Genomic DNA, 21,344 nt, shown 5'->3' with positions numbered 1-21,344 from the left:
GAAAAGAAAATGACTATTTGAAAAATTCCGGTTTGATATTGATCATCAGATATGCCCAGCTGGCCATTTTTTGAGGATCTTTTACAGCTTTAATCTGAGCTAAACTGCTGGTGGTGAGGTATGCGCAATATCCAGCCTGAAAGCCGATGTATTTGGTCAGGTTGTAGTTCGCAATGATATCCAGCTCATTTCCAAGATTTCCTGAAAGCTTTTGATCGTTCGCATTTGTGATCGTGCTGGGACTTGAAAATTGGTGAAAGTCAGCGTTGATCATTAATTTCTGGGATGCCTTGATCGTGCTGTGTAGGTAAAGGTCTGATAATCCGCCATTTCCGAATCCATTGGCTGCATAGAAGTAGTCCATCTGTCCCCAGAATTTGTGGGGAGTTCCATATAATGGATCAAAAGTTTTATTTTGACTTGATCCCGCGGCGCTACCCGAAGTGTAATCATATCCGGGACCGATGGAAATCGCCTTATTGACGGTATAATTTGCTTTGACGCTGTACATATATGCACTCAGATTCTTGCCTGTCTTGTCCTTGCCAAATTGGACGAAAGTACTGGCAGTAATATTCCAGCTTTTACCGATTGATGTTTGTAAATAAGGGCCCGCAGTAACGCGACTCCATGTACCTTTTTGAAGCGTTTTTACACCACCTGAATCGGTCGTAAACTTCTGAAAATCGTCTTTTAAAGCCAAAAACGATATATAACCCTGTTTCAGTTTTTTATTTGCATATACATATTCCATTGACTTGTACATGGTGCCGATTCCGTTCGTTCCTGCTGCATATCCCGTTGGTGTTCCGTCATATATCGTACCTGTTTTAAGCTCACGGTTTTGGTTATACGCGGCGCCGAGATGAATATAGAAACCTTTCGTTCCATATTTAAGAACAGCCGCATCGTGGCGTCTCGCTTGTTGCAGCCAATCCAGGTTTCCCAGCAAGCGACTATCATCATAAAGCAACTCCTGCCGACCGATTTTCAGAGAAAGGTCATTGCCTTTTTTGATTTGGGCAGTGTCCAGCAGGCTTATCTCTCCCCATGCCTCGTGCAGCATCAATCCGTTCAGGCTTGCATTTGTGGTCCTGTTGTTGGTAGATGCATCCTGGCCCCAAACGCGCACATCCTGAACTGTGACGCCGAACTTCATTCGATAAGTCTGGTATCCGGCGGTGAGGCGGGTTCTCTGCGAAGTGAAAAAAGCAGGTGTACTCCCTTTTTCTAGGGGACTTCCCTGGCCGTACAAAAGTTCGCTTCTCGTTCGCAGTTGCCCGCCGAAAGAGAATTGCGCCAGCGTATCAGGAGATATCCCGCAAAGCAAACCGATACACAGTGTCAGAATGTAAATGTAAGTTTTCATAATCGTATGAATAGGAAGTGAATGAGTACGCTATCGAAATACTGCGGAGGCTCAAATAACCTCCATACTGTAATTATTGTTGATGTATTCCATTGTATATGAAGGGTGTAGCCCTACTACTTCTCCGATAACCATTATGGCTGGTGTTCCGATATTTTGTTCTTTAACGAGGTAAGGTATTTCCCAGACCTGACCGATCACGCTTCTCTGATCTGCCCTCGTGCCGTTTTGTATTACAGCCATCGGCAGGTTTTCTCTGCCATTGGCTTTATATATATCGCATATTTCTTCGAGTTTCGACATGCCCATCAGGATAATGGCGGTCGCCTGAGACTGAGCGGCTAACCGGATATCTTCGGAAATCTCGCCTTTTCTGGTTGTGCCGGTGATTACCCAAAAACTTTCACTTACTCCTCTTTTGGTGACAGGTATCTCTAAAGCTTCCGGCACAGCGATACAGCTGGATATGCCCGGTATAATTTCGCAGGGAACGTTGTTTTTTCTCGCAAATTCCATCTCCTCATAACCGCGACCAAATACGAAACCGTCTCCGCCTTTTAGTCTCACGACGTGCCCTTTGCTGTATGCGAGATGAACCATTAAGCCGTTGATTTCATCCTGTGGGAAAGATGGCATACCGGATCTTTTGCCTACATAAATTTTGATGGCATGCTCGGGTGCAAATTCTAACAATTCTTCATTGGCAAGATCATCATATAAAATGGCGTCCGCATTCTGCAATGCTTTAACTCCTTTGACTGTGATCAGGTCTTTGTCTCCAGGTCCGGCTCCTACTAATGTCACATGTGCTTTCATGATATCCGTTGTTATATTTGAAATGTACTATATGTAGTAAAAATCAACTATGTGAATTATTGGTTCAAATTTATGGTCAATATTTTATAAAACAATACATTTTCGAAAAAATATGTTTCAAAAAACAATTAAAAGCAAATAAAAAATTAGGTTTTGCCAAAAACACGATTTAATTTTGATGCATAGTTATATGGTACAAATAACCATATTATTGGAATAGTTCAAAAATGTAATGAAGTTTTTATAAACATATAGTAGATAATAACTATGAAAGCACAAAACAGTATCCACATTGTAGTTGTCGGAAATGGCATGGTTGGTTATAAGTTCTGCGAGAAACTTCTTTCCAGAAACCAGAACAACCAACCGATCAAGCTTACAGTTTTTGGAGAAGAGCCTCGTGTTGCGTACGACAGGGTACACCTTAGTGAGTATTTTGCTGGAAAAACTGCTGAGGATCTGGAGCTTGCGTCTGCTGATTGGTATGAGGAAAATGATATATCCTTATATCTGTCGGATCCTGTTGTTGATATAGATCGCGATACTAAGACATTACGATCTCATCATGGAGTAGTGGTTAACTATGACTATCTAATAATGGCTACTGGTTCGGGTGCGTTTGTTCCCGGCATACCCGGCGTTGAAAAAGATGGTGTGTTTGTATATCGTACTATAGAAGATCTTGAGTGTATAGAATCATATGCCAGAAAAGCTAAAAAAGGAGCGGTAATTGGTGGAGGTTTGCTTGGTTTGGAAGCGGCAAAGGCACTGTTGGATCTGGGGTTGGAAGAGGCACACGTGGTCGAATTTGCTCCGAGACTAATGCCACGGCAAATTGACGGTGCAGGATCGGATATTCTGAAAGCGCAGCTCGAATCGCTCGGTTTGAATATTCACCTGTCAAAAAGCACACAGGAAATTACGGGGGAGGATGCAATAACTGGTTTGTTGTTTGCAGATCAGTCCGTTCTGGATATAGATATGCTGGTGATATCAGCAGGTATCAGGCCTCGTGACGAGCTGGCTAAAATTGCAGGATTGGAAACCCATCCGCGAGGAGGTATTGTGGTTAATAATCATTTGCAAACATCTGATCCTCATATATTTGCGATTGGGGAATGTGCATTGGTTCATCATATGATATATGGTCTGATCGCGCCGGGTTATGAAATGGCTGAGGTTGTTGTCAATAACTTGCTGGGCGGAGAAAAGGAATTTTTGCCTTTTGATATGTCTACCAAACTAAAATTGATTGGTACGGATGTCGCCAGCTTTGGGGATGCGTTTTTGGAAGAACCTGCTTGTAAGACGATTAGGTTCGAAAACAAAGCGAGCGGCGTTTATAAAAGAATTAATATATCGTCTGACGGTAAGACATTATTAGGCGGTATGCTGGTAGGAGATGCCAGTCAATATAATATGCTGCTTCAGGCGGTGAAAAGTCAGTCGATATTGCCTCCAAACCCGGAAGATCTGATACTCGGATCTCGGGGCGGTGAGTCTGATGAGGCTGGTATCATGAGTTTCCCTGACGAAGCTTTGATATGTTCCTGTGAGGCAGTGACGAAAGGGATGATTTGTCATGAGGTAAGTGAAAACGGACATACGACAGTGGATGCAATTAAAAAATGCTGCAAAGCCGGGACTGGCTGCGGTGGTTGCGTGCCGATGGTGAAAGACCTGATTCAGGGTGTTTTGAAACAGCAGGGAGTGTATGTGAGAAATGTAGTGTGTGAACATTTTGACCATTCACGTCAGGAACTGCTGGATTTGGTTAAGATGAATAAACTCAAAACCTATGGAGCCGTTCTGGACCACTTCGGAAAAGGTGATGGTTGCGAAGTTTGTAAGCCCGTTGTCGGTTCTATATTGGCCAGTTTATGGAACGAGAATATTCTCCAAAAAGACAGGGCGACAATCCAGGATTCCAACGACCGCTTTTTGGCCAATATTCAGAAAGGGGGTACCTATTCAGTTGTACCCAGGATACCGGGTGGTGAGATTACGCCTGAAAAACTGATCGTTATCGGCCAGGTTGCGCAGAAATATGGATTGTATACCAAAATAACCGGTGGACAACGTATCGATTTATTCGGAGCGCACGTGGGCGACTTACCATTAATATGGGAAGAGTTGATCGCAGCTGGATTTGAAAGCGGACACGCATATGGTAAATCTTTGAGAACAGTGAAAAGCTGCGTGGGGTCTACCTGGTGCCGTTTTGGCGTTCAGGATTCGGTCTCCTTCGCGATTGAAGTGGAAGACAGGTACAAGGGGTTGCGTTCACCGCACAAATTAAAATCTGCCGTTTCGGGTTGTACGCGTGAATGTGCCGAAGCGCAGAGTAAGGATTTTGGAATTATTGCTACCGAAAAGGGCTGGAATCTATATGTCTGCGGAAATGGAGGTATCAAACCCCAACACGCCCAACTTTTGGCGAGCGATGTAGACAAAGAAACATGTATTAAGCTCATAGACAGGTTCCTGATGTTCTATATCAAAACCGCTGATCCGCTTACGAGAACTGCAACATGGTTAAATAAGATGGATGGAGGCATGTCGTACCTGAAAGCCGTTGTTGTTGACGATATCCTGGGTATGGGTGCAGAATGGGAAGTTGAAATGCAGACTTTGATTAATAATTATGCATGTGAATGGAAGGAAGTTGTTGAAAATGAGCATTTAAGAAAACGCTTCTCTCACTTTGTCAACATTCCGGAAAAAGATCCAACGGTAGAGTTTGTCCAAATGCGAGATCAGGTTCGGGCAAAAGAGTGGGCATAGCAATGGACTTCGGCTTTCGGCAATCGGCTTTTGAATTACCGAAATGTCAGAATTGAGTTGTAAAACCAGAACCCAGGTAAAACTAATAGCTAACTACTAAAAGCTCCTATTCAAATGAACAATATCTCAAGTATCAAAGACAGAATTACATGGCACAAAGCTTGTCATGTGAGTGATATCCCTGAAAATGGTGGCGCGTGCGCACTGATCGAGGGAAAACAGATTGCGATTTTCAATTTCGCCAGACGAGGCGAGTGGTATGCGACCGACAATCTTTGTCCGCATCGTCAACAAATGGCCATTGCACGTGGTATGATCGGAAGCCAGGGTGATGAGCCAAAAGTGGCTTGTCCGTTTCATAAAAAGACATTTTCGTTGCGAACGGGAGAATGTCTCAGCGATGATTCATGCCATATTTCTACGTTTCCAATTCAGATAAGAGAGGAGTCAGTTTTTATAGGGCTATAATTGAGGACGTCGGCTTTCGGCAGTCGGCTATCGGTTTGCCTGATAAAGTGATGACCAAAGGTAATACATGACGACGCCTGACCAGAAATGACAATCCCCGACAAAAAATGACAAGCCTTGACAAAAAAGTGCCAAGCAAGTTTGATATTTGGTCATATATTTTGGTAGGATAACAACGACTATTATGGAAAAGATTGACAAGAGAGTGGCTGGAAGTCTGACAAGGTTTTATATAGTCGCTCTGTTTGTCGTTGCTTTGCTTACGCTCAGCGGTCTCTTTTTGATCAGAAAAACCATCAATAGTCTCAATCATGATGCGCGGGTCGTGAATCTGGCGGGCCGGCAACGAATGCTGAGCCAGCGATTGACGAAATTGGTTATTGCTAGAACGCAGCGGCTGCCGCTAAAAGACTCGGTGGATTTTGATTCTTTGTTAGGGATATGGCAAGAAAACCAGGGGCAACTGGCGGAAAGTCGTCTGGAAACCGATCAGGGGCTGATCACATGGAAAAGTGAGCCATTGGATCGGATGTTCCTGAGAATTCAGCCGGTTTTCGATTCCCTGTTTTACAACTTTTCTAATGTGAATCTGACAAAAAATCTTGCCTCTGCAGAATCCAACCGAATCAACCAAATTCTTGCCCTGGAACCGGTATATCTTGCTCAGATGAACGATATCGTTTTCCAGTTCGACAAAGAGAGTTTTGAAAGGCTGGAAAATCTGGAACGAATTGAATGGATACTGGATATCATGACTATTCTTGTCTTGTTTCTGGAAGGTGTGTTAATATTCCGACCGGTTGTGAACACGACGCGACGAGTCGTCCGGATGCTTTCAGAATCGGAGAATAATCTTCGCGATGCCAATCAGCGGCTGAAGGATATTAATACTGAACTCGTCAATACCCAAAATGATCTTTTTCTGTTAAAAGAGGAAAAATACAGGTCCCAATTATCAGAGGAAAGGGTGAGGGCTACGGCGATCATCGAAGGTCAGGAGCTCGAAAGGAAACGCTTCGCGATGGAGCTTCACGACGGATTGGGACAAATGCTTACCGGCCTGAAACTGAATGCCGAAAAGCTTCACAGCACGGTTGTATATGACGAAAAATATCACAAACGGTTTGATCATCTTTTGTCGCTGATTCAGGATACGATTGTCTCGACCAGGCAGATATCTTTTAATCTTATGCCTTCCGTATTGAGTGATTTTGGCCTGGGTTCGGCACTGGGGCTACTTTGTAATGAAATGAGCGGTTCATTGGATATCGCAATTAATTATAAAGGGCCAAAGGAAAGGTTTCCGCTGTCCCATAATGTAGAGACAAGTCTTTATCGAATTGCGCAGGAAGCCCTGAATAATGCCTTGAAACATGCCCGCGCTACAATAATCCGGATCGGGTTAGTGAATTATGACGATCGGATTGTTTTAAAAATTGAAGACAACGGCTCCGGTTTTGAGATTGAGGGAAATGGGGAGAGCCGAATTTTGTCACTCAGTCACAATGGAATAGAGAATATCAAAACCCGCACGGGCCTGCTGAACGGAGAGGTGGAGATCATTTCAAATCACGAAAGTGGTACGGAAATTATCGTCACTATAAAGAAGTAGTGACTTTTTAATGCCGGATTCTGCTCGGAAATCATTATTTTCGAAGTAACCATTTTCTACACAGCCCTTATTTCTGCAGTTTAATATGTCTGTTCGCCTCCTCATAGTTGATGATCATGCCGTTGTAAGGCAAGGTATTATAACGCTTCTTGAAGACGAGGAGGATATTCTGATCGTTGGCGAAGCAAGTGATGGCGACGAAGTGGAGGATGCAATCAATAAGTGGAAACCAAACGTCGTTCTGCTGGATCTTACGATGCCGAGGATGTCGGGTATAGACGTAATTCGTACCATATCACCACAATATCCGGAAGTTAAGATGCTCGTTTTCAGCATGCATAACAATTCTGACTATATCCTGGCGGCCGTTCACAATGGCGCAGCGGGCTATTTGCAGAAGGACACAGGACGCGCCGAGATTTTGAAGGCAGTCAGAAGTGTCGCGAAAGGAGAGCTATATTACCCACCCAATGTCTCTTCTGTTATCATTCAATCCATGGTAAAACATACTTCACGCGGCACAGTCAAAAGTCCGGAAGGGGAGGAACGCAAAACTGGCGTGTCGGTTTGGGAAAAAATCACTTCAAGAGAACAACAGATTCTCAATTGTTTGATCGACGGGTTGAGCAGCAAGGATATAGCGCACCGTTTTGATATCAGCGTTAATACTGTTGCCAATCAGCGGGCAAGTATCATCAGGAAAGCCAACGTGAAAAACACTGCAGAATTGATCAGTATGGCGCTTACCGAAAAACAGTCATCGAAAGCACAATAATTTTATAGATTTAGTGTTTTACAAAAGGTTATTGTGTATAGTTGTGCTGTTGCATCTTTTTTGTTAGATATAACGTAGATTATACATTATATAGAAGTTTTTGCAAAATGTAACCGTAAGAATCATTCTTGTTTTCTTTTGCGAGTAAAAATGCAGGTAATGGTTTTTTTATTCTGATATTACGATTAAGTAAGTTTGCCAACTGTTAAATAGCGTCGATTTAGATTAAATCTGTACTTCTCATATGATGGGTTATTGTCGAATCAGTGGAATGATCCGCGCCAGCGGAGCACTCGGATTTTTGCTTTTCTTTATTCTGTTCATTAGTCTCCCGGCAATTGCCTTCTCAGCCAATATTGACGTAAAAGGTACCGTAAAGACCACCACGGGAGAAGTCCTGATCGGTTCAACGATCCGTATTAAGGGCACTCAGAAAGGGACAGTAACGAACGAAAGAGGAGAATTCGTTTTGCAGGATGTCAACGAAGGCGCGACTTTGGTGGTGAGTATGGTAGGCTTTCTTCCACAGGAACTGCCTGCAACAGCGAAAATGACCATCATCCTGGCTGAAGACGCGGTAGGTTTGCAAGACGTGGTTGTAACTGGCTTTCAGCAGATTGACAAAAATAAGTTTGCAGGTTCGGCAGTTACTATGAAATCGGACGATGTCAAGATCAATGGTTTGCCCGATGTGAGCCGGATGCTTGAAGGTCGTGCTGCCGGGGTTTCTATTCAAAATGTTTCCGGTACATTCGGAGCTGCTCCCAAAATCCGTATTCGCGGCGCCACTTCCTTAAATGGGGATAACAAACCCTTATGGGTAGTAGATGGGGTTGTTTTGGAGGATATTGTCAATATTTCCAACGACCAACTTTCCAGTGGTGACCCGACCACATTGCTTGGTTCCGCAGTTGCAGGTTTAAACCCGAACGATATTGAAACATTTGATATTCTAAAAGACGCCGCCGCCGCTGCGTTATATGGCGCGCGTGCCATGAATGGTGTGATCGTGATCACCACAAAAAAAGGGAAAAGCGGAAAACCGGTGATCAGTTATTCTGGTAATTTTAGTACCCAGATGATACCCAGTTACCGTAATTTTAATATCATGAATTCTGCTGAGCAGATGTATGTGTTAAACAATCTGGAGCGCGACGGATACCTGACAACCAATATCCTGTCAAAGCCCGATTATGGTGTTTACGGAAAAATGTACAACTCCATGGCCGGAGACGAGAAAGGGGAATTTCCACTCATGAACACGGAAGAGGCCAAAAGAGGTTTTCTGAACAGATATGCCAGGGCGAACACCAATTGGTACGATGTCCTTTTCAAACAGAATTTTATTCAGGAGCATTCGCTAAGTATCTCTTTCGGTACGGATAAATCCCAGTCTTACTTTTCTACGAGTTATCTGCATGATAATGGTTGGACAATTGCAGATAAGGTTAGCCGATACACGCTCAATTTCCGTAATAATTACAAGCTATCCGACAAGGTTTCTCTTGGATTTTCGACCTTATCTTCTGTTCGAATGCAGAAGGCTCCGGGTTCATTAAGTCGCCGGAGCAATCCGGTTGAAGGGAAATATGATCGGGATTTTGATATTAACCCTTTTAGTTACGCTCTTAATACCAGCCGCACGCTCACGGCATACGATGAGAACGGGAATCTGGAGTATTTCAGAAGGAATTTTGCGCCTTTCAATATTGTAAGTGAGCTGGCCAATAATAGTATCAATCTGAACCTCGTCGATATGAGGTTGCAAGGCGATCTTTCCTACAAAATAACACCGCATCTCACGTACGATTTTTTAGGGGCCTTAAGGTATATCGTGACAAGTCGCGAGCATATGATCACCGAGAAATCCAATATGGCCAATGCATACCGTGCGGCGGACAATTCTACGATAGCTCAGGCTAACAAGTATTTGTATACCGATCCTGATGATCCGAATTCCTACCCGGTCATAGTGCTTCCAAGTGGTGGTTTTTACAATACCAACGAGGACCAGATGAAATTTTATAACATCAGGAACAACCTCCGTTATAACAATACATTCAAGTCGCGGCACAATATCAATTTCCTGCTAGGTCAGGAAATTAAGTATACCGACCGACAGAATTCCAACAACACCGGATACGGATTTCAGTATGATCAGGGAGGAACACCTTTCGTTGATTATAGAATATTGAAGCAAACCATCGAGCAGAATTTCCAATACTACGGAATGAGAAGGGATTATGACCGCTTCGCTGCGTTTTATGCCAGCGCGGGTTATACCTTGGATGATAAATACAATTTCACCGCCTACTTCCGGTATGATGGCTCCAACTCGTTTGGTAAATCAGCTCAGGCCCGCTGGTTGCCAACTTACACAGTTGCTGGTTCATGGAATTTCGATAAAGAAGGTTTCTTTAAAAATTCATCCTGGTTGAGCATGGGCAGGATTCGCGCCAGTTATGGACTCACCGCCGATACAGGACCTTCGACCAATACAGCAGTATTATTCCAAAGTATGATTACCAGAAGGCCATATCTCAGTGAAAAGGAATCGGCCATTCAGCTTAAATCTTTGGAAAATACTGAACTGACCTGGGAGAAGCTATATAGTGGAAACCTAGGGCTTGACTTAGGGCTTTTCAGAAATCGCATCAATTTGTCGTTAGATGGATATCTTAGAAAAAGCTTCGATCTGATCGACCAGATTAAGACATCGGGTATTGGTGGTCAGATTTTCAAAGTCGCCAATTATGCCGATATGGAGTCATATGGGGTCGACTTTTCAATTGATGGGGTTCTTTGGAAAACTAGAGATTGGGACTGGCGTTCCAGAATTACTGTCGGATATTCGAAAACCAACATTACCAACGTTGATAACAATCCGACGATATTTGATATGGTGAAAGCCGAAGGAGCCAATGTGCAGGGAAGACCGGTAAGAAGTCTTTTCTCAATCGATTTCAGTGCATTGAATCCGAAAACAGGTGTTCCGGTATTTCTGGATGAAAATGGGGAAATAAGCTCGGACGTTTATTTGCAGGATCAAAATGTATCTTATCTGAAATACGAAGGACCTGTCGATCCGCCAATTACGGGAGGTTACAATAACACTTTGACCTATAAAGCCTTTTCCTTAAATGTTTTCCTTACTTATCAATGGGGTAACAAAATCAGGTTGAATGCACTTTACAAACAATCTACAGGTAAGCCGGGCTTTAGCGATCTGGATGCTATGCCACGAGAATTTCTGGATCGCTGGGTAATGCCGGGAGACGAGAAAGTTACCACTAATCCGAGTTTGAGCGATCAGGTGGAACTAGCATATCTGACAGGAACATACCCATATAACAGCTATAACTACTCGACTGAAAGAGTAGCAAAGGGAGATTTTGTTCGATTGAAAACAGTATCGCTTGCATATAAAGTACCACTTCAATTTTTGCAAAAGGTGGGACTATCGGCTGCGAGTATTCAGCTGTCGGCCATCAACCCGTGGTTGATATATGCCGACAAGAAACTGAAAGGTCAGGATCCGGAATTCTTTAATTCGGGAGGGGTTGCGCAGCCTATCCAGAAACAGTTTACTGCGGCTTTAAAATTGACTCTCTAGTTGATAAAAGATATTGATTGATGAATAAGCTAAATTTCATAAAAAGAATACTGCTCGTTTTGCCGATCGTCTGTCTGACGTCGTGTGAGGAGTTTTTGTCGAAAGAGCCTGACAGCACCAGGGCGTCAATTACGACGCCTGAGCAGGTATCGAAGTTGCTGGTAACAGCCTATCCTAATGCCGGATATGTCGTGTTTGGTGAATCCATGAGTGACAATGTGAATGATAAGGGAACCGGCGAGGACGATAAGACCAATCGTTTTTCTTATATGTTTCAGGAGGTGGAAGATGATGTCAATCAGGAAGATTCGCCATCGCTGTACTGGGTGGAATGTTACCGCGCGATCTCGGTTGCCAATGAAGCACTGGATATTATCAGCCATGCAGAAGATCCGACAGAATTCGAGGCGCAGAAGGGTGAAGCTTTGGTTGCGAGGGCATATGCTCATTTTATGCTGGTCAACAATTTTAGCAAATTCTACGATCCGGCCACGGCTTCCTCCGATCCCGGCGTGCCATATGTGACTGCTCCAGAGACAGTTGTTATTAAAAGTTATCAGAGGGGAACTGTTGCTCAGGTGTATGAACAAATTGAAAAAGATCTGTTGGAAGGTCTTCCATTGATACTTGACGGATCGTATACTGTACCGAAATATCATTTTACCAAGGCGGCTGCTAACGCATTTGCTGCGCGTTTCTATCTGGTAAAAAAGGATTATGCAAAGGTTGTTCAGTATTGTAATCAGGTTTTCCCGACAACTGATATCGGCCCCTATTTGAGGCCTTGGAATACAACTTATGCAGATATGTCACCTGCTGAGTTGACTAATATCTATTCTCGCGCCACCGAGCCTGCTAATCTTTTATTGATTGAAACTGCCTCCTTATATGGACGATATGTTGCAAGGTATTGGTTTGGAATGGATTATTTGAAATGGCAGGAAATATCAGTAAGTGAACAGATTTTCGGAGGAAGCGCGAGCTGGGTTTACCCGCTTTATTATCAGGGTGACAATAATTATTTTATACCCAAACTCACGGAGTATTTTGTACGCGAATCGGTAAACGCAGAGATTGGATTCCCGTATGTAATGCTGCCTGTTTTTACAGCGGAAGAAGTGTTGTTTAACAGGGCAGAGGCCAACGCATTTTTGGGCAAGTCTGCTGAGGCGATTACCGATCTGAACCTGTATGCAAGCAAAAGATTAAGAAACTACAATGCTTCTACTTTCAATCTTACAACAGCAAAAATGACGTCGTTTTTCAGAAACTATCCTGAGTTTGCGTATACCAACAATAATATAGTTAATAGTGTGCTTGCCTTCAAAAGGACGGAATTTCTGCAAGAAGGTATGCGTTGGTTTGATATTCAAAGAATGGGGATTCCGGTTGAGCACGTAGTAAAAACGGGTCAGGTGATATCCGTACCTAATGGAGATCCGAGGAGAGTTCTTCAAATACCTCAGGCAGCGCTTGCATGGGGACTGGAAAAAAATTCAAGATAACACAGCCATGATAAAATCAATATTCAAACTAATTTTTGTATTGACCTTCGTGTCCGGATTGAGTTCCTGTAAAGAAGATGGTATAGGCGATATTACCGAGTACCCGATTTTGTACCCCGAAAATTGGGAGCCAGGGCCGATTGATCAATGGATTCTGGATAGTTTGACGAAACCTTATAATATCTCTGCTAAATATAAATGGGATCAGTTTGAGTTTACAAACGTGACCAAAACTTTGGTGCCACCGGAGGAAGGTCAGGTTGTGCCGCTGTTGAGTACGATAAAAAAGGCTTGGACCGTGCCTTATGTGGACGAAGCGGGGTTAGTATTTTATAACAAATATTCTCCCAAATTCTTCATTCTTTCGGGAAGTAACGAATACAATGTGGATGGTTCTGTGGTACTGGGAACAGCAGAAGGGGGAAGAAAGGTGGTTTTGTACGGCGTAAATCTGTTCAAGATCAAAGGAATGGCTGGATACGATCCTGCACGGGATTCGAGTTTTGTTAAGGATTGGTTTTTACATACCATTCACCATGAATTTGGCCATATTCTGCATCAGAATATACTATATCCTGTTGAATACAAGGAAATTACAAAAGGTTTGTATCAGGGTGGAAACTGGATCAACTGGTCGGATGAAGATGCACGACGCGATGGCTTTATCACGGCATATAGTTCGGTGGACTTTAATGAGGACTTTGTGGAAATGATCGCGATGATGTTGACGGAAGGGAGAGAAGGGTTTAATAATATCGTAAACTCTATTCCGGAAGGAACGAGTCCGCAGGGGACAACCAAAGCGCAGGCACAGGCTTATCTACGGCAGAAGGAGGCAATTGTGGTTTCTTATTACAAGAATGCCTGGAATATTGATTTTTACAGTTTGCAGAACCGGACGAGAAGTGCAATGAATAAATTGTTCTGATGATTCCAGCTGATATTTATGCTATTAAAAACTAAAAATATGACTAGTGAGGTACGGAGGCCAGTTTACGCGAAGGCATCGATCCTGTATTTGATTTTACTGGCAATCACTTTTTATTCCTGTGAAAATAAGGATGAAACCCTTTTTGAGAAAACTGCAGAGGAGCGATTGTCCGAGGCCCTGACAAAGTATCAAAACACATTGATCGAAGCACCATATGGCTGGAATGCGGTGATATACCCGGGTGGAGGGGGAAGTTATGGCTTCTATTTCAAATTTACGGATAAGAACCGGGTGGCGATGTATTCTGATTTTAAAGATGCTTCTGCCGTTACATCAAAGGAAAGCAGTTATCGGTTGACAGCACTTCAGACACCTGTGTTGATTTTTGACACCTATTCTTATCTTCACGTACTCGCCGACCCAGATGAGGACGTCAACGGTGGAGTAAGAGGTTTAGGTCTTGCGTCCGACTTTGAATTCACAATTTTCGATGACTCCGTTAAAACGGACCGCATCGCTCTTGTCGGTCGGAAAAACAACAGCAGATTGATTCTCACCAGAGCAACCCAGGAACAAGCCACTTCTTATACCAATGGCGACCTCGCTGACGCCATGGCTTTCAATAATATATCCAAATATCTGGCTTACTTTAAAAGGGTTACAATTGCTGGCGAAAATTATGAGCTGTCAGTCAACCAGAATGCTCGGCTGCTGCAAATGACCTGGCTCAGTGGCGGCACTGGGAAGTCGCATACCACTGAATACTATTTCACAGGAACAGGTCTCACCTTCGGCAAGCCTTTGGTAAACGGCTCAACTACAATAACCGGCTTTACCAACATAACCTGGAACGCTTCTGCGGCACAGTTGAAAATATCGGTAAACGGTTCGACAGGTACAGTGGTGGAAGCGTCAAAGCCGCTGGTTGTTGATATCGACGCGCCTAGGACGTGGTGGAACGAACCTATTGAATCAGGCGGCGACTGGCGAACGGTGGATGGTTTTCACGTCAATGGAGTCGACGATGCATTTGGGCTGAAAGAGCTGACCCAAGCCGGTAATGAGTATTGGTTTTATGTATATCAGCCTGGATATGAGACTACCAATGATTTATTTGCTCCGGTGTTCTACGTTGATGGAAATGCCACATATTATTATGCAGATGCGCCTAGAAAACCTACATTCACATCGGATGGACGGGTAATTTTCAGTTCAGCTGGAACCTATGGCGCCGTACCTACTTCGGGTCCTGCGTTTAATACGAAAAATCAACTTTATGACTCCAATGGCTATTATTTGATAAGGACTTCCGCCACTACATATGATATGGTAAGTGCGAAGGACGCAAAGACCTGGATCAGTTGGCAGTAAGTGGAAGAATGCCGGCTGTTTGAAAAGATGCTTAAAGTCCTACTGCGGGGAAATGCTCTTGTCTACTTGAAACAGGAAAATAGACAGATGGCCATTTTCAGGATATCCTAATTACTGGGAGGATACGTTGTTTCAAAGTAGTATGAGAATATACCTACTTTTTTAATTCCGTTTCATAAAGAACAGTCCCCTCATGGTTGATTGCTTTGACATTCAGCCGATGACTGTCCAAAGAGAAGTACATAAATCCATTTTCGGAAGCTTGAAATTTGCTGTAGGGAATATTAGCGGAGACCTGAGTCAGTTCGGAACCAGCACCGGAAATGAAATGATTGGTATATCCCTCAGGTTTGAGATGCTGGAGGGAGTGATCATGGCCAGCCAGATACACGTCTACTTTATATTCCTCAAAGATAGGAGATAAGGCAGCCCTGATTTCCAGTGTATCATCGTTTTTGATACGTGGCCCCACGGTATACCCTGGATGATGACCCACAACAATTTTCCATTTTACATCCGAAGAAGCCGAAGCAAGTGTAGTTTTTATCCAATTCAAATGCTTTTCCTTGCTTTCTTTTCCTTCCTCGCCCAATATCTGCATGGTATCGATCATCACAAAAAAAGCCTTTCCCTTTTCTTTGCCAAGTGAGGCTTCTTTGGAATAATAACGTGCCGGCATTTTCCAGCGACGGCTCACCTTGCCATATCGGAGCTGCGCATCCGGATCTGAACCGTAGTCATGATTCCCCAAAACCGCAAACCAGTCGCATTGTAAGGAATTGGCAGTATATATATTTTCGAAGGAATAGTGCCACAGAGGATCGTGCTCGCTGATTACGCCTAACGGATAGAAATTATCTCCCACCGAAATCACAAAGTTATTGCGATGCGTATTGGCCCAAAGTCCCATTTGTTTTCCTACCTCCAGTTGCCGGTCTTCGCCATTCCGTCCCCAATCGCCAAGCGCCATAAAGTACAACGAATAAGGGTCTGCCAGGCTGCCCTGAGCGGAAAGGTCTTCACTTTCCAGATGGGTTACACCATTGTCGGCCAGAATCTCAAGAGGATTCAGAAGAGAAGCTCCCAAGGTAGATATAACAAATTCCCTGCGTTTCATAAGTCGATATAATGTAGTCTGGTATATGGAATGGCAAAGGTAAGAGGTGAGTGGTTTTTTACTAAAAATTAAATACCAATTTTCTTCGATATGTGACTAAGATTGAGGAAGCTTTTTATTCTTTGCAGTAGTGTCCGGGCAATGTTCAGCCTAATTTTAAGAAGATCTTTTTTCGAGCTCGACGTCAGCCAACTGCGAGCGCAAGTCGGTGATTTCCCGTCGGAGGGAGTTAGAGAAGAATATGATGAAATTTGGTGTTGATGAATGTCACCCAGATAGACATCATCTATGGAGTGCATTAATTAGAGGTAGGAAAATCACTTCCTTCTTGTCAATGCACCCCAAACATTCGTGATGGTATCTTAAAACTATTAATAGGCGATCCCGTCACGCCGTACGATGTATTTCACCCACCGAGATAGGATCTTATACTATTACAAATCCGGGTTGCCATTACTTTTCACAGCCTCGCGGGGAGTGTTGACCGTTAAAATACTGTCTAGTTTACTGCTGGTTAATCCTACATTGGCCAAATCTCCGAACGTAAATTGTTGTACAACTAGGTTTTCTATGGTCTTTTCATCAACGTTTTTGAATTGAGGGCCCCATCCACTATCTCCACCCACGGTGAGTAATCCGCCACCAGGATAATAGTTCAAAACAAATTCGTGCGTTGATACTACCTCATAATACTTTCTATCACGTTTACTATCAACATAATGATGATTGAGCATTGATACGGCTTCTGCTTTTCTCGACTCGTAGTCTCCTCCTTTTAAATATACGGTATCAACTTCAGGATCAATTTTGTCAGCGCATCCTAAAAGCAGGTAAATAGCCAATACTGAGAATATAATTTTTGATAATTTCATGGAGATACTGTCGTCAAAGTCGAACGTGAACTAAATGATTATTAGGGCTGTACAAATTATTGTACAAATTGTCCCAAGTGGTCTGATTATCACCGCCATGCCAGTTTAAGATATCTATCATAGGATGCAATGCACAAGAATTGGCTTTAGCATAAAATGTATTAATTATATCTCCCTGGCTAGGCATTTTTCTCAATGGGCCCACACCCCATTTAGTTTCAATCTTCATCCATTCCCTAGCCGACATATTGTTGTACAAGTCCATGGCCTCCTCTATTGTTTGGCGCTGATTTCCATTATTATCTTTTTCATGGGCGGAAGTGCCATCTTGGGTAAAATCAATGGCTTGATTTTCACTGGCTGGAGAGCCTTTTAAAATATAGAGGATAGTGAGCGCATTCCACGCTGCATGCCTAAATGCGTTTCCTTTACCTGTTGGGGGATCATTAGGATATAGGTTTTTATACCATGCAGTGGCATCAGTAGACGCCTGCACATAATGTTGCGCATATCCAGGATTTCCCAATAAGTGATTTCTTTCTGGGACTGTTAGGTTTGTAGGCGAGATCCCAGTAAGTTTAGCGTTGTCGTTGCTCTCGTTTTCGATGGAAACTACTTCTTGAGCAATTTCCGGACGCGCAAGGAGCGAATAGTAGTCGAAAATGACCAGTCGGTTAGAGTCGACTTCTGCAACTGTTTTGAAATCTGGAAAATCTTTAAAAATTCTCTTTAGATCTTTGTCTGAAATAGGTCCACCGAATTGATCATCGGGAATTTCCCTAAATGTTTTTTTAATACCGCGGCTAGATCCTCGTAGCTAATTTTAGACTTCTTCTTTCCCTCAGTTTTTAAACCGGCATCTCCAGAGAGGTCATTGTAATATGACTCAAACTCTTCCGGTGTTAAAAACAAATGTTCCTTTTGGAAGTCCTCCGGAATAACCACCCTTGTATTTTTAAAGGTTACGATTTCTTAAGTCTTGATTCCACCTTCAGGATGAGATTCTAAGACGTTCGGTTCTTGACAGCCCTAGCCCGCAAAAAGTACTGATGCGGATAGCAAGATTTTAGTTGTTGAAAAATTCATGCATAGATTTTTTTCAGGTTAGTTTAAACACCCTCGACTTTCGAGGTCCACTTTCGGACGATATAAAACAGTTAAGTAACCGGTGGTAGAACTAAATTGAGTAAACGGTAAATGTCATTCGTGTACTGCTCCTTTTCTGGCTCATAATGAGCAATTTCTGAGGTCTTAATAGAATAATCGGCCCGAAACAAATGTTCGGGCGGATAAGGATTTTAGATTCGATAATTTTGGTTCTAAGGAGGTCAGGTTTTACCGAGTCGTTCGGAGTTTTAGAACAGTTTATTCGAAGTTGTTATAAAAAATTCTGCATATTTTATCTTATGGGAAAGCCATAAAGAGCCGAAGCCTGTTTGCTAATTGTTATTCGGGATTTCGAATTTGTGATGTTTTGCCTTCTGAGATGGCCTCGAAAAGTTATTGTTTTCAGTGAAATGAACCTTGGGTCGATCCGCATTATTTTCAAACTGCAAACATAAATACCAGATAAATAATAATATTGGATAAAATTCAATTTCAAATTTCTAGTGAAAATGAAAAGTTTTTCTTTGCTATCAGGTTTGTTGCTGATCATATATCTCTTGCCTACTCAAAAATCACAAGCGCAGAGTTATGCATCCGATTCCATTCCACATACTATTTTGTGGAAGGTTTCCGGGAATGACTGTAAGAAACCCTCCTATGTACTAGGCACGATGCACCTGTCTCCGGCTGATTGGTTATATGCTTATCCAGCAATGAAGTATGCGATTGACAGTACTGAATTTCTCCTTTCGGAGGCATTTACAACTGATCAGATTCCTGATTCTGCTATTCCAAAATCAAGGAGATTGAGAGCAATCGATATCATGACCGCGGAGCAGTACAAGTTTGTGGATTCATTTTTTGTGGCGAGGGTCGATGAGGGAATTACAGGAAATCCCGACGCGGTCGAGATGACGGTTGGAGAAATGGCTGGTGCTATACTTTCGACCTTGCAACACGGTGCTCCTGCTGGCAGCACTATTGAGAGCGGGATGGATGCACAAATTTTTGCTCGTTTTGTCAGCAGCGGGAGAAAGGGTGCCAGGCTCGACAGGATTGAAACAACAGAGTTTGATTCGAGCTCTACGAAAAATGCTGAAAGGTATTTCACAAGAATATTGAAATATGTAGCTGGAAGCGACAAGCCCGACTGGAATGTCTACGGCGTTAAAGATGTCGCGAAAACCATTTCTGATTTCCAAAAAATGAACTTAAGCTATCAATTGGACGTGGAAGACCAAGGAATAGGCGAGCCATATGAAGATTTCGATTACGTCCCTCTAAAAGTCAGAAATCAAAATTGGATACCCAAAATCGTTACCAATATCTCTCAGAAATCATGTTTAATTATGGTGGGATTTGGTCATTTGCGATACCAAACCGGCATTATCTCACTGTTGCGGCGAAAAGGATATACAGTGGAGCCGGTTGTGCTTAGAAAAAATTGAAGGTCAAAAGCATAGCTACCGGTTCGTCATTCTTCGTCCATATTCCACCTGCGGTCTTTTATGTGGTCGAAATAGGTTCGGCTTGCATAAATTTTTAATCGTGAAATCAGCCGATCAGTTTCCCTGTTTCATGTCGTAGTCTGATGCCGTATTGATAAAAAAAGCCGGAATTCATCATCCCGGCTTCTTCAATATATATCAGCAGTAATTACGCCGGATATTCGTGAGGCAATGGCATATTAACTTGTTCGTTCCATGGCAGACCGTGGACATTGAGCAGGTCCATAAATGGATCCGGATTCAGTTCTTCTACATTAAACACACCTGGTTTTAGCCATTCTTCATTGGTAAGCATTAACATAGCGCCGATCATTGCCGGTACCCCGGTTGTATAGCTTACTGCCTGAGCGCGAACTTCGCGGTAACATTCTGCGTGATCGCAGTTGTTCCAAACGTAATATGTTTTTTCTTCACCATCCTTTATGCCTTTGATCTGGCACCCGATGGAAGTCTGACCTGAATAATTTTCACCCAAAGAGTCCGGAGCGGGTAGCACCGCCTTCAAAAATTCCAAAGGAACGATATCCATTCCCTGAAATTTGATCGGCTTGATACTTGTCATTCCCACATTTTCAAGAACATTCAAATGTGTAATATATGCCTGACCGAAGGTCATCCAGAAGCGGGCGCGTTTCAGTGTCGGGAAGTTTTTAACAAGCGATTCCAATTCTTCGTGATATAACACGTAGCTTTCTTTTGGCCCGATTCCTGGATACTCGATCGGCTTGTGGATTGACATTGCCGGGATTTCTACCCATTCCCCGTTTTCCCAATACCGTCCGGGCTGAGTGATCTCGCGTATATTGATTTCCGGGTTGAAGTTTGTGGCAAAAGCTTTACCGTGGTCACCAGCGTTGCAGTCGATGATATCCAGATAATGCATTTCATCAAAATGATGTTTGTTGGCATATGCCGTATATACCTGCGTAACTCCCGGGTCAAATCCGCAACCCAGAAGAGCCATCAATCCGGCATCTTTAAAACGCTGCTGATAAGCCCATTGCCAGCTGTATTCAAACTTTGCAACGTCTTTTGGCTCGTAATTAGCAGTATCCAGATAATGTGTTCCTGTTGCTAAACACGCCTCCATTAACGTCAGGTCCTGGTAAGGCAACGCTACATTGATCAATAATTTCGGCTGAAAACGTTTGATCAACAACACGGTTTCAGCGACGATATCTGCATCTACCTGAGCTGTTTCGATGCTAACACCGTGCATTTCCTTAATTTCGGCCGCAATTTTATCGCATTTAGCTTTGGTACGGCTTGCCAGCATGATTTCAGAAAAAACCTGGCTGTTCATTGCGCACTTGTGTGCCACAACACTTCCAACGCCGCCCGCACCAATGATAAGAACTTTTGACATGTATGATTAGAATTATTGAATGATATAACCGTTGAATGATAGCGCGTTGTTATTTTGCGCAAAGATAGGACGACCAGCGGTTTTTTGTGTTAAGAAGATGGTAAATTAATGTGGGGGTCAGGCCGATGTG

16 protein-coding genes are annotated in these 21,344 nt (G+C 43.1%); 9 read left to right on the top strand and 7 right to left on the bottom strand.

The genetic code is table 11. The features are described 5' to 3' along the window. Window positions 1-13 precede the first annotated feature (13 nt). Both AC1XUD_RS11735 and cobA read right to left on the bottom strand, forming a co-directional pair. Window positions 14-1,369 (bottom strand): alginate export family protein, encoded by a 1,356-nt coding sequence (locus tag AC1XUD_RS11735; RefSeq protein WP_483361189.1) that lies wholly within the window; start codon window positions 1,367-1,369, stop codon window positions 14-16. 51 nt (window positions 1,370-1,420) lie between these two features. Then, on the bottom strand, window positions 1,421-2,185 hold the full coding sequence (gene cobA / locus AC1XUD_RS11730) for a uroporphyrinogen-III C-methyltransferase (protein ID WP_483361188.1): 765 nt from the start codon (window positions 2,183-2,185) through the stop codon (window positions 1,421-1,423). Window positions 2,186-2,452: 267 nt separating this feature from the next. Between cobA and nirB the strand changes: the two genes are divergently transcribed. The 8 genes from nirB (at window position 2,453) to AC1XUD_RS11690 (ending at window position 15,244) form a co-directional block, all read left to right on the top strand. Next, on the top strand, window positions 2,453-4,969 hold the full coding sequence (gene nirB, locus AC1XUD_RS11725) for a nitrite reductase large subunit NirB (protein WP_483361187.1): 2,517 nt from the start codon (window positions 2,453-2,455) through the stop codon (window positions 4,967-4,969). 114 nt (window positions 4,970-5,083) lie between these two features. Next, window positions 5,084-5,437, top strand: coding sequence for a nitrite reductase small subunit NirD (gene nirD, locus AC1XUD_RS11720; protein ID WP_483361186.1), 354 nt, complete (start codon window positions 5,084-5,086; stop codon window positions 5,435-5,437). A gap of 184 nt (window positions 5,438-5,621) precedes the next feature. Next, window positions 5,622-7,049 (top strand): ATP-binding protein, encoded by a 1,428-nt coding sequence (locus tag AC1XUD_RS11715; protein ID WP_483361185.1) that lies wholly within the window; start codon window positions 5,622-5,624, stop codon window positions 7,047-7,049. Window positions 7,050-7,134: 85 nt separating this feature from the next. Beyond that, window positions 7,135-7,824 (top strand): response regulator, encoded by a 690-nt coding sequence (locus AC1XUD_RS11710; protein WP_483361184.1) that lies wholly within the window; start codon window positions 7,135-7,137, stop codon window positions 7,822-7,824. Window positions 7,825-8,068: 244 nt separating this feature from the next. Beyond that, window positions 8,069-11,437: a SusC/RagA family TonB-linked outer membrane protein gene (locus AC1XUD_RS11705; protein ID WP_483361183.1), complete on the top strand. Its 3,369-nt coding sequence runs from the start codon at window positions 8,069-8,071 to the stop codon at window positions 11,435-11,437. A 20-nt stretch (window positions 11,438-11,457) separates the two neighbouring features. Further along, window positions 11,458-12,942 (top strand): RagB/SusD family nutrient uptake outer membrane protein, encoded by a 1,485-nt coding sequence (locus AC1XUD_RS11700; protein WP_483361182.1) that lies wholly within the window; start codon window positions 11,458-11,460, stop codon window positions 12,940-12,942. A 7-nt stretch (window positions 12,943-12,949) separates the two neighbouring features. Then, window positions 12,950-13,870, top strand: a complete 921-nt coding sequence (locus tag AC1XUD_RS11695; RefSeq protein WP_483361181.1) for a zinc-binding metallopeptidase — start codon at window positions 12,950-12,952, stop codon at window positions 13,868-13,870. Window positions 13,871-13,909: 39 nt separating this feature from the next. Further along, a complete protein-coding gene (locus AC1XUD_RS11690; RefSeq protein ID WP_483361180.1) occupies window positions 13,910-15,244 on the top strand; it encodes a DUF4302 domain-containing protein in 1,335 nt (444 codons plus the stop codon). 154 nt (window positions 15,245-15,398) lie between these two features. Here the strand turns inward: AC1XUD_RS11690 and AC1XUD_RS11685 are convergent, their stop codons facing one another. The 4 genes from AC1XUD_RS11685 to AC1XUD_RS11670 all read right to left on the bottom strand — a co-directional run bounded on the left by AC1XUD_RS11685 (window position 15,399) and on the right by AC1XUD_RS11670 (window position 18,178). Then, window positions 15,399-16,361: a metallophosphoesterase gene (locus tag AC1XUD_RS11685; RefSeq protein ID WP_483361179.1), complete on the bottom strand. Its 963-nt coding sequence runs from the start codon at window positions 16,359-16,361 to the stop codon at window positions 15,399-15,401. A 434-nt stretch (window positions 16,362-16,795) separates the two neighbouring features. Beyond that, window positions 16,796-17,233 carry a hypothetical protein gene (locus AC1XUD_RS11680; protein ID WP_483361178.1) on the bottom strand — a complete coding sequence of 146 codons (438 nt, stop codon included), beginning with the start codon at window positions 17,231-17,233 and terminating at the stop codon, window positions 16,796-16,798. 13 nt (window positions 17,234-17,246) lie between these two features. After that, entirely contained in the window at window positions 17,247-17,759 is a 513-nt protein-coding gene (locus AC1XUD_RS11675) for a DUF6973 domain-containing protein (RefSeq protein WP_483361177.1), read from the bottom strand. 203 nt (window positions 17,760-17,962) lie between these two features. Continuing rightward, window positions 17,963-18,178: a hypothetical protein gene (locus AC1XUD_RS11670; RefSeq protein ID WP_483361176.1), complete on the bottom strand. Its 216-nt coding sequence runs from the start codon at window positions 18,176-18,178 to the stop codon at window positions 17,963-17,965. Between the two features lie 671 nt (window positions 18,179-18,849). On the opposite strand from AC1XUD_RS11670, the gene AC1XUD_RS11665 reads away from it, so the two are divergent. Beyond that, window positions 18,850-19,788 carry a TraB/GumN family protein gene (locus AC1XUD_RS11665; protein ID WP_483361175.1) on the top strand — a complete coding sequence of 313 codons (939 nt, stop codon included), beginning with the start codon at window positions 18,850-18,852 and terminating at the stop codon, window positions 19,786-19,788. 208 nt (window positions 19,789-19,996) lie between these two features. Here the strand turns inward: AC1XUD_RS11665 and AC1XUD_RS11660 are convergent, their stop codons facing one another. After that, on the bottom strand, window positions 19,997-21,214 hold the full coding sequence (locus tag AC1XUD_RS11660; protein WP_483361174.1) for a saccharopine dehydrogenase family protein: 1,218 nt from the start codon (window positions 21,212-21,214) through the stop codon (window positions 19,997-19,999). Between the last annotated feature and the right edge of the window lie 130 nt (window positions 21,215-21,344).

The sequence above is a fragment of the Dyadobacter sp. HNCC25DJ184 genome (genome assembly GCF_056895215.1).
The sequence above is the reverse complement of the archived record's forward strand: the minus strand, read 5'-3'. Positions and strand labels throughout refer to the sequence as shown.

Bases quoted from the DNA above. Each gene is read 5' to 3' on its own strand.
- AC1XUD_RS11700 (WP_483361182.1), top strand. From the start codon at position 11,458: ATGAATAAGCTAAATTTCATAAAAAGAATACTGCTCGTTTTGCCGATC.
- AC1XUD_RS11680 (WP_483361178.1), bottom strand. From the start codon at position 17,233: ATGAAATTATCAAAAATTATATTCTCAGTATTGGCTATTTACCTGCTT.
- AC1XUD_RS11685 (WP_483361179.1), bottom strand. From the start codon at position 16,361: ATGAAACGCAGGGAATTTGTTATATCTACCTTGGGAGCTTCTCTTCTG.
- nirD (WP_483361186.1), top strand. From the start codon at position 5,084: ATGAACAATATCTCAAGTATCAAAGACAGAATTACATGGCACAAAGCT.
- cobA (WP_483361188.1), bottom strand. From the start codon at position 2,185: ATGAAAGCACATGTGACATTAGTAGGAGCCGGACCTGGAGACAAAGAC.
- AC1XUD_RS11690 (WP_483361180.1), top strand. From the start codon at position 13,910: ATGACTAGTGAGGTACGGAGGCCAGTTTACGCGAAGGCATCGATCCTG.
- AC1XUD_RS11695 (WP_483361181.1), top strand. From the start codon at position 12,950: ATGATAAAATCAATATTCAAACTAATTTTTGTATTGACCTTCGTGTCC.
- AC1XUD_RS11705 (WP_483361183.1), top strand. From the start codon at position 8,069: ATGATGGGTTATTGTCGAATCAGTGGAATGATCCGCGCCAGCGGAGCA.
- AC1XUD_RS11715 (WP_483361185.1), top strand. From the start codon at position 5,622: ATGGAAAAGATTGACAAGAGAGTGGCTGGAAGTCTGACAAGGTTTTAT.
- AC1XUD_RS11710 (WP_483361184.1), top strand. From the start codon at position 7,135: ATGTCTGTTCGCCTCCTCATAGTTGATGATCATGCCGTTGTAAGGCAA.
- AC1XUD_RS11660 (WP_483361174.1), bottom strand. From the start codon at position 21,214: ATGTCAAAAGTTCTTATCATTGGTGCGGGCGGCGTTGGAAGTGTTGTG.
- nirB (WP_483361187.1), top strand. From the start codon at position 2,453: ATGAAAGCACAAAACAGTATCCACATTGTAGTTGTCGGAAATGGCATG.
- AC1XUD_RS11665 (WP_483361175.1), top strand. From the start codon at position 18,850: ATGAAAAGTTTTTCTTTGCTATCAGGTTTGTTGCTGATCATATATCTC.
- AC1XUD_RS11735 (WP_483361189.1), bottom strand. From the start codon at position 1,369: ATGAAAACTTACATTTACATTCTGACACTGTGTATCGGTTTGCTTTGC.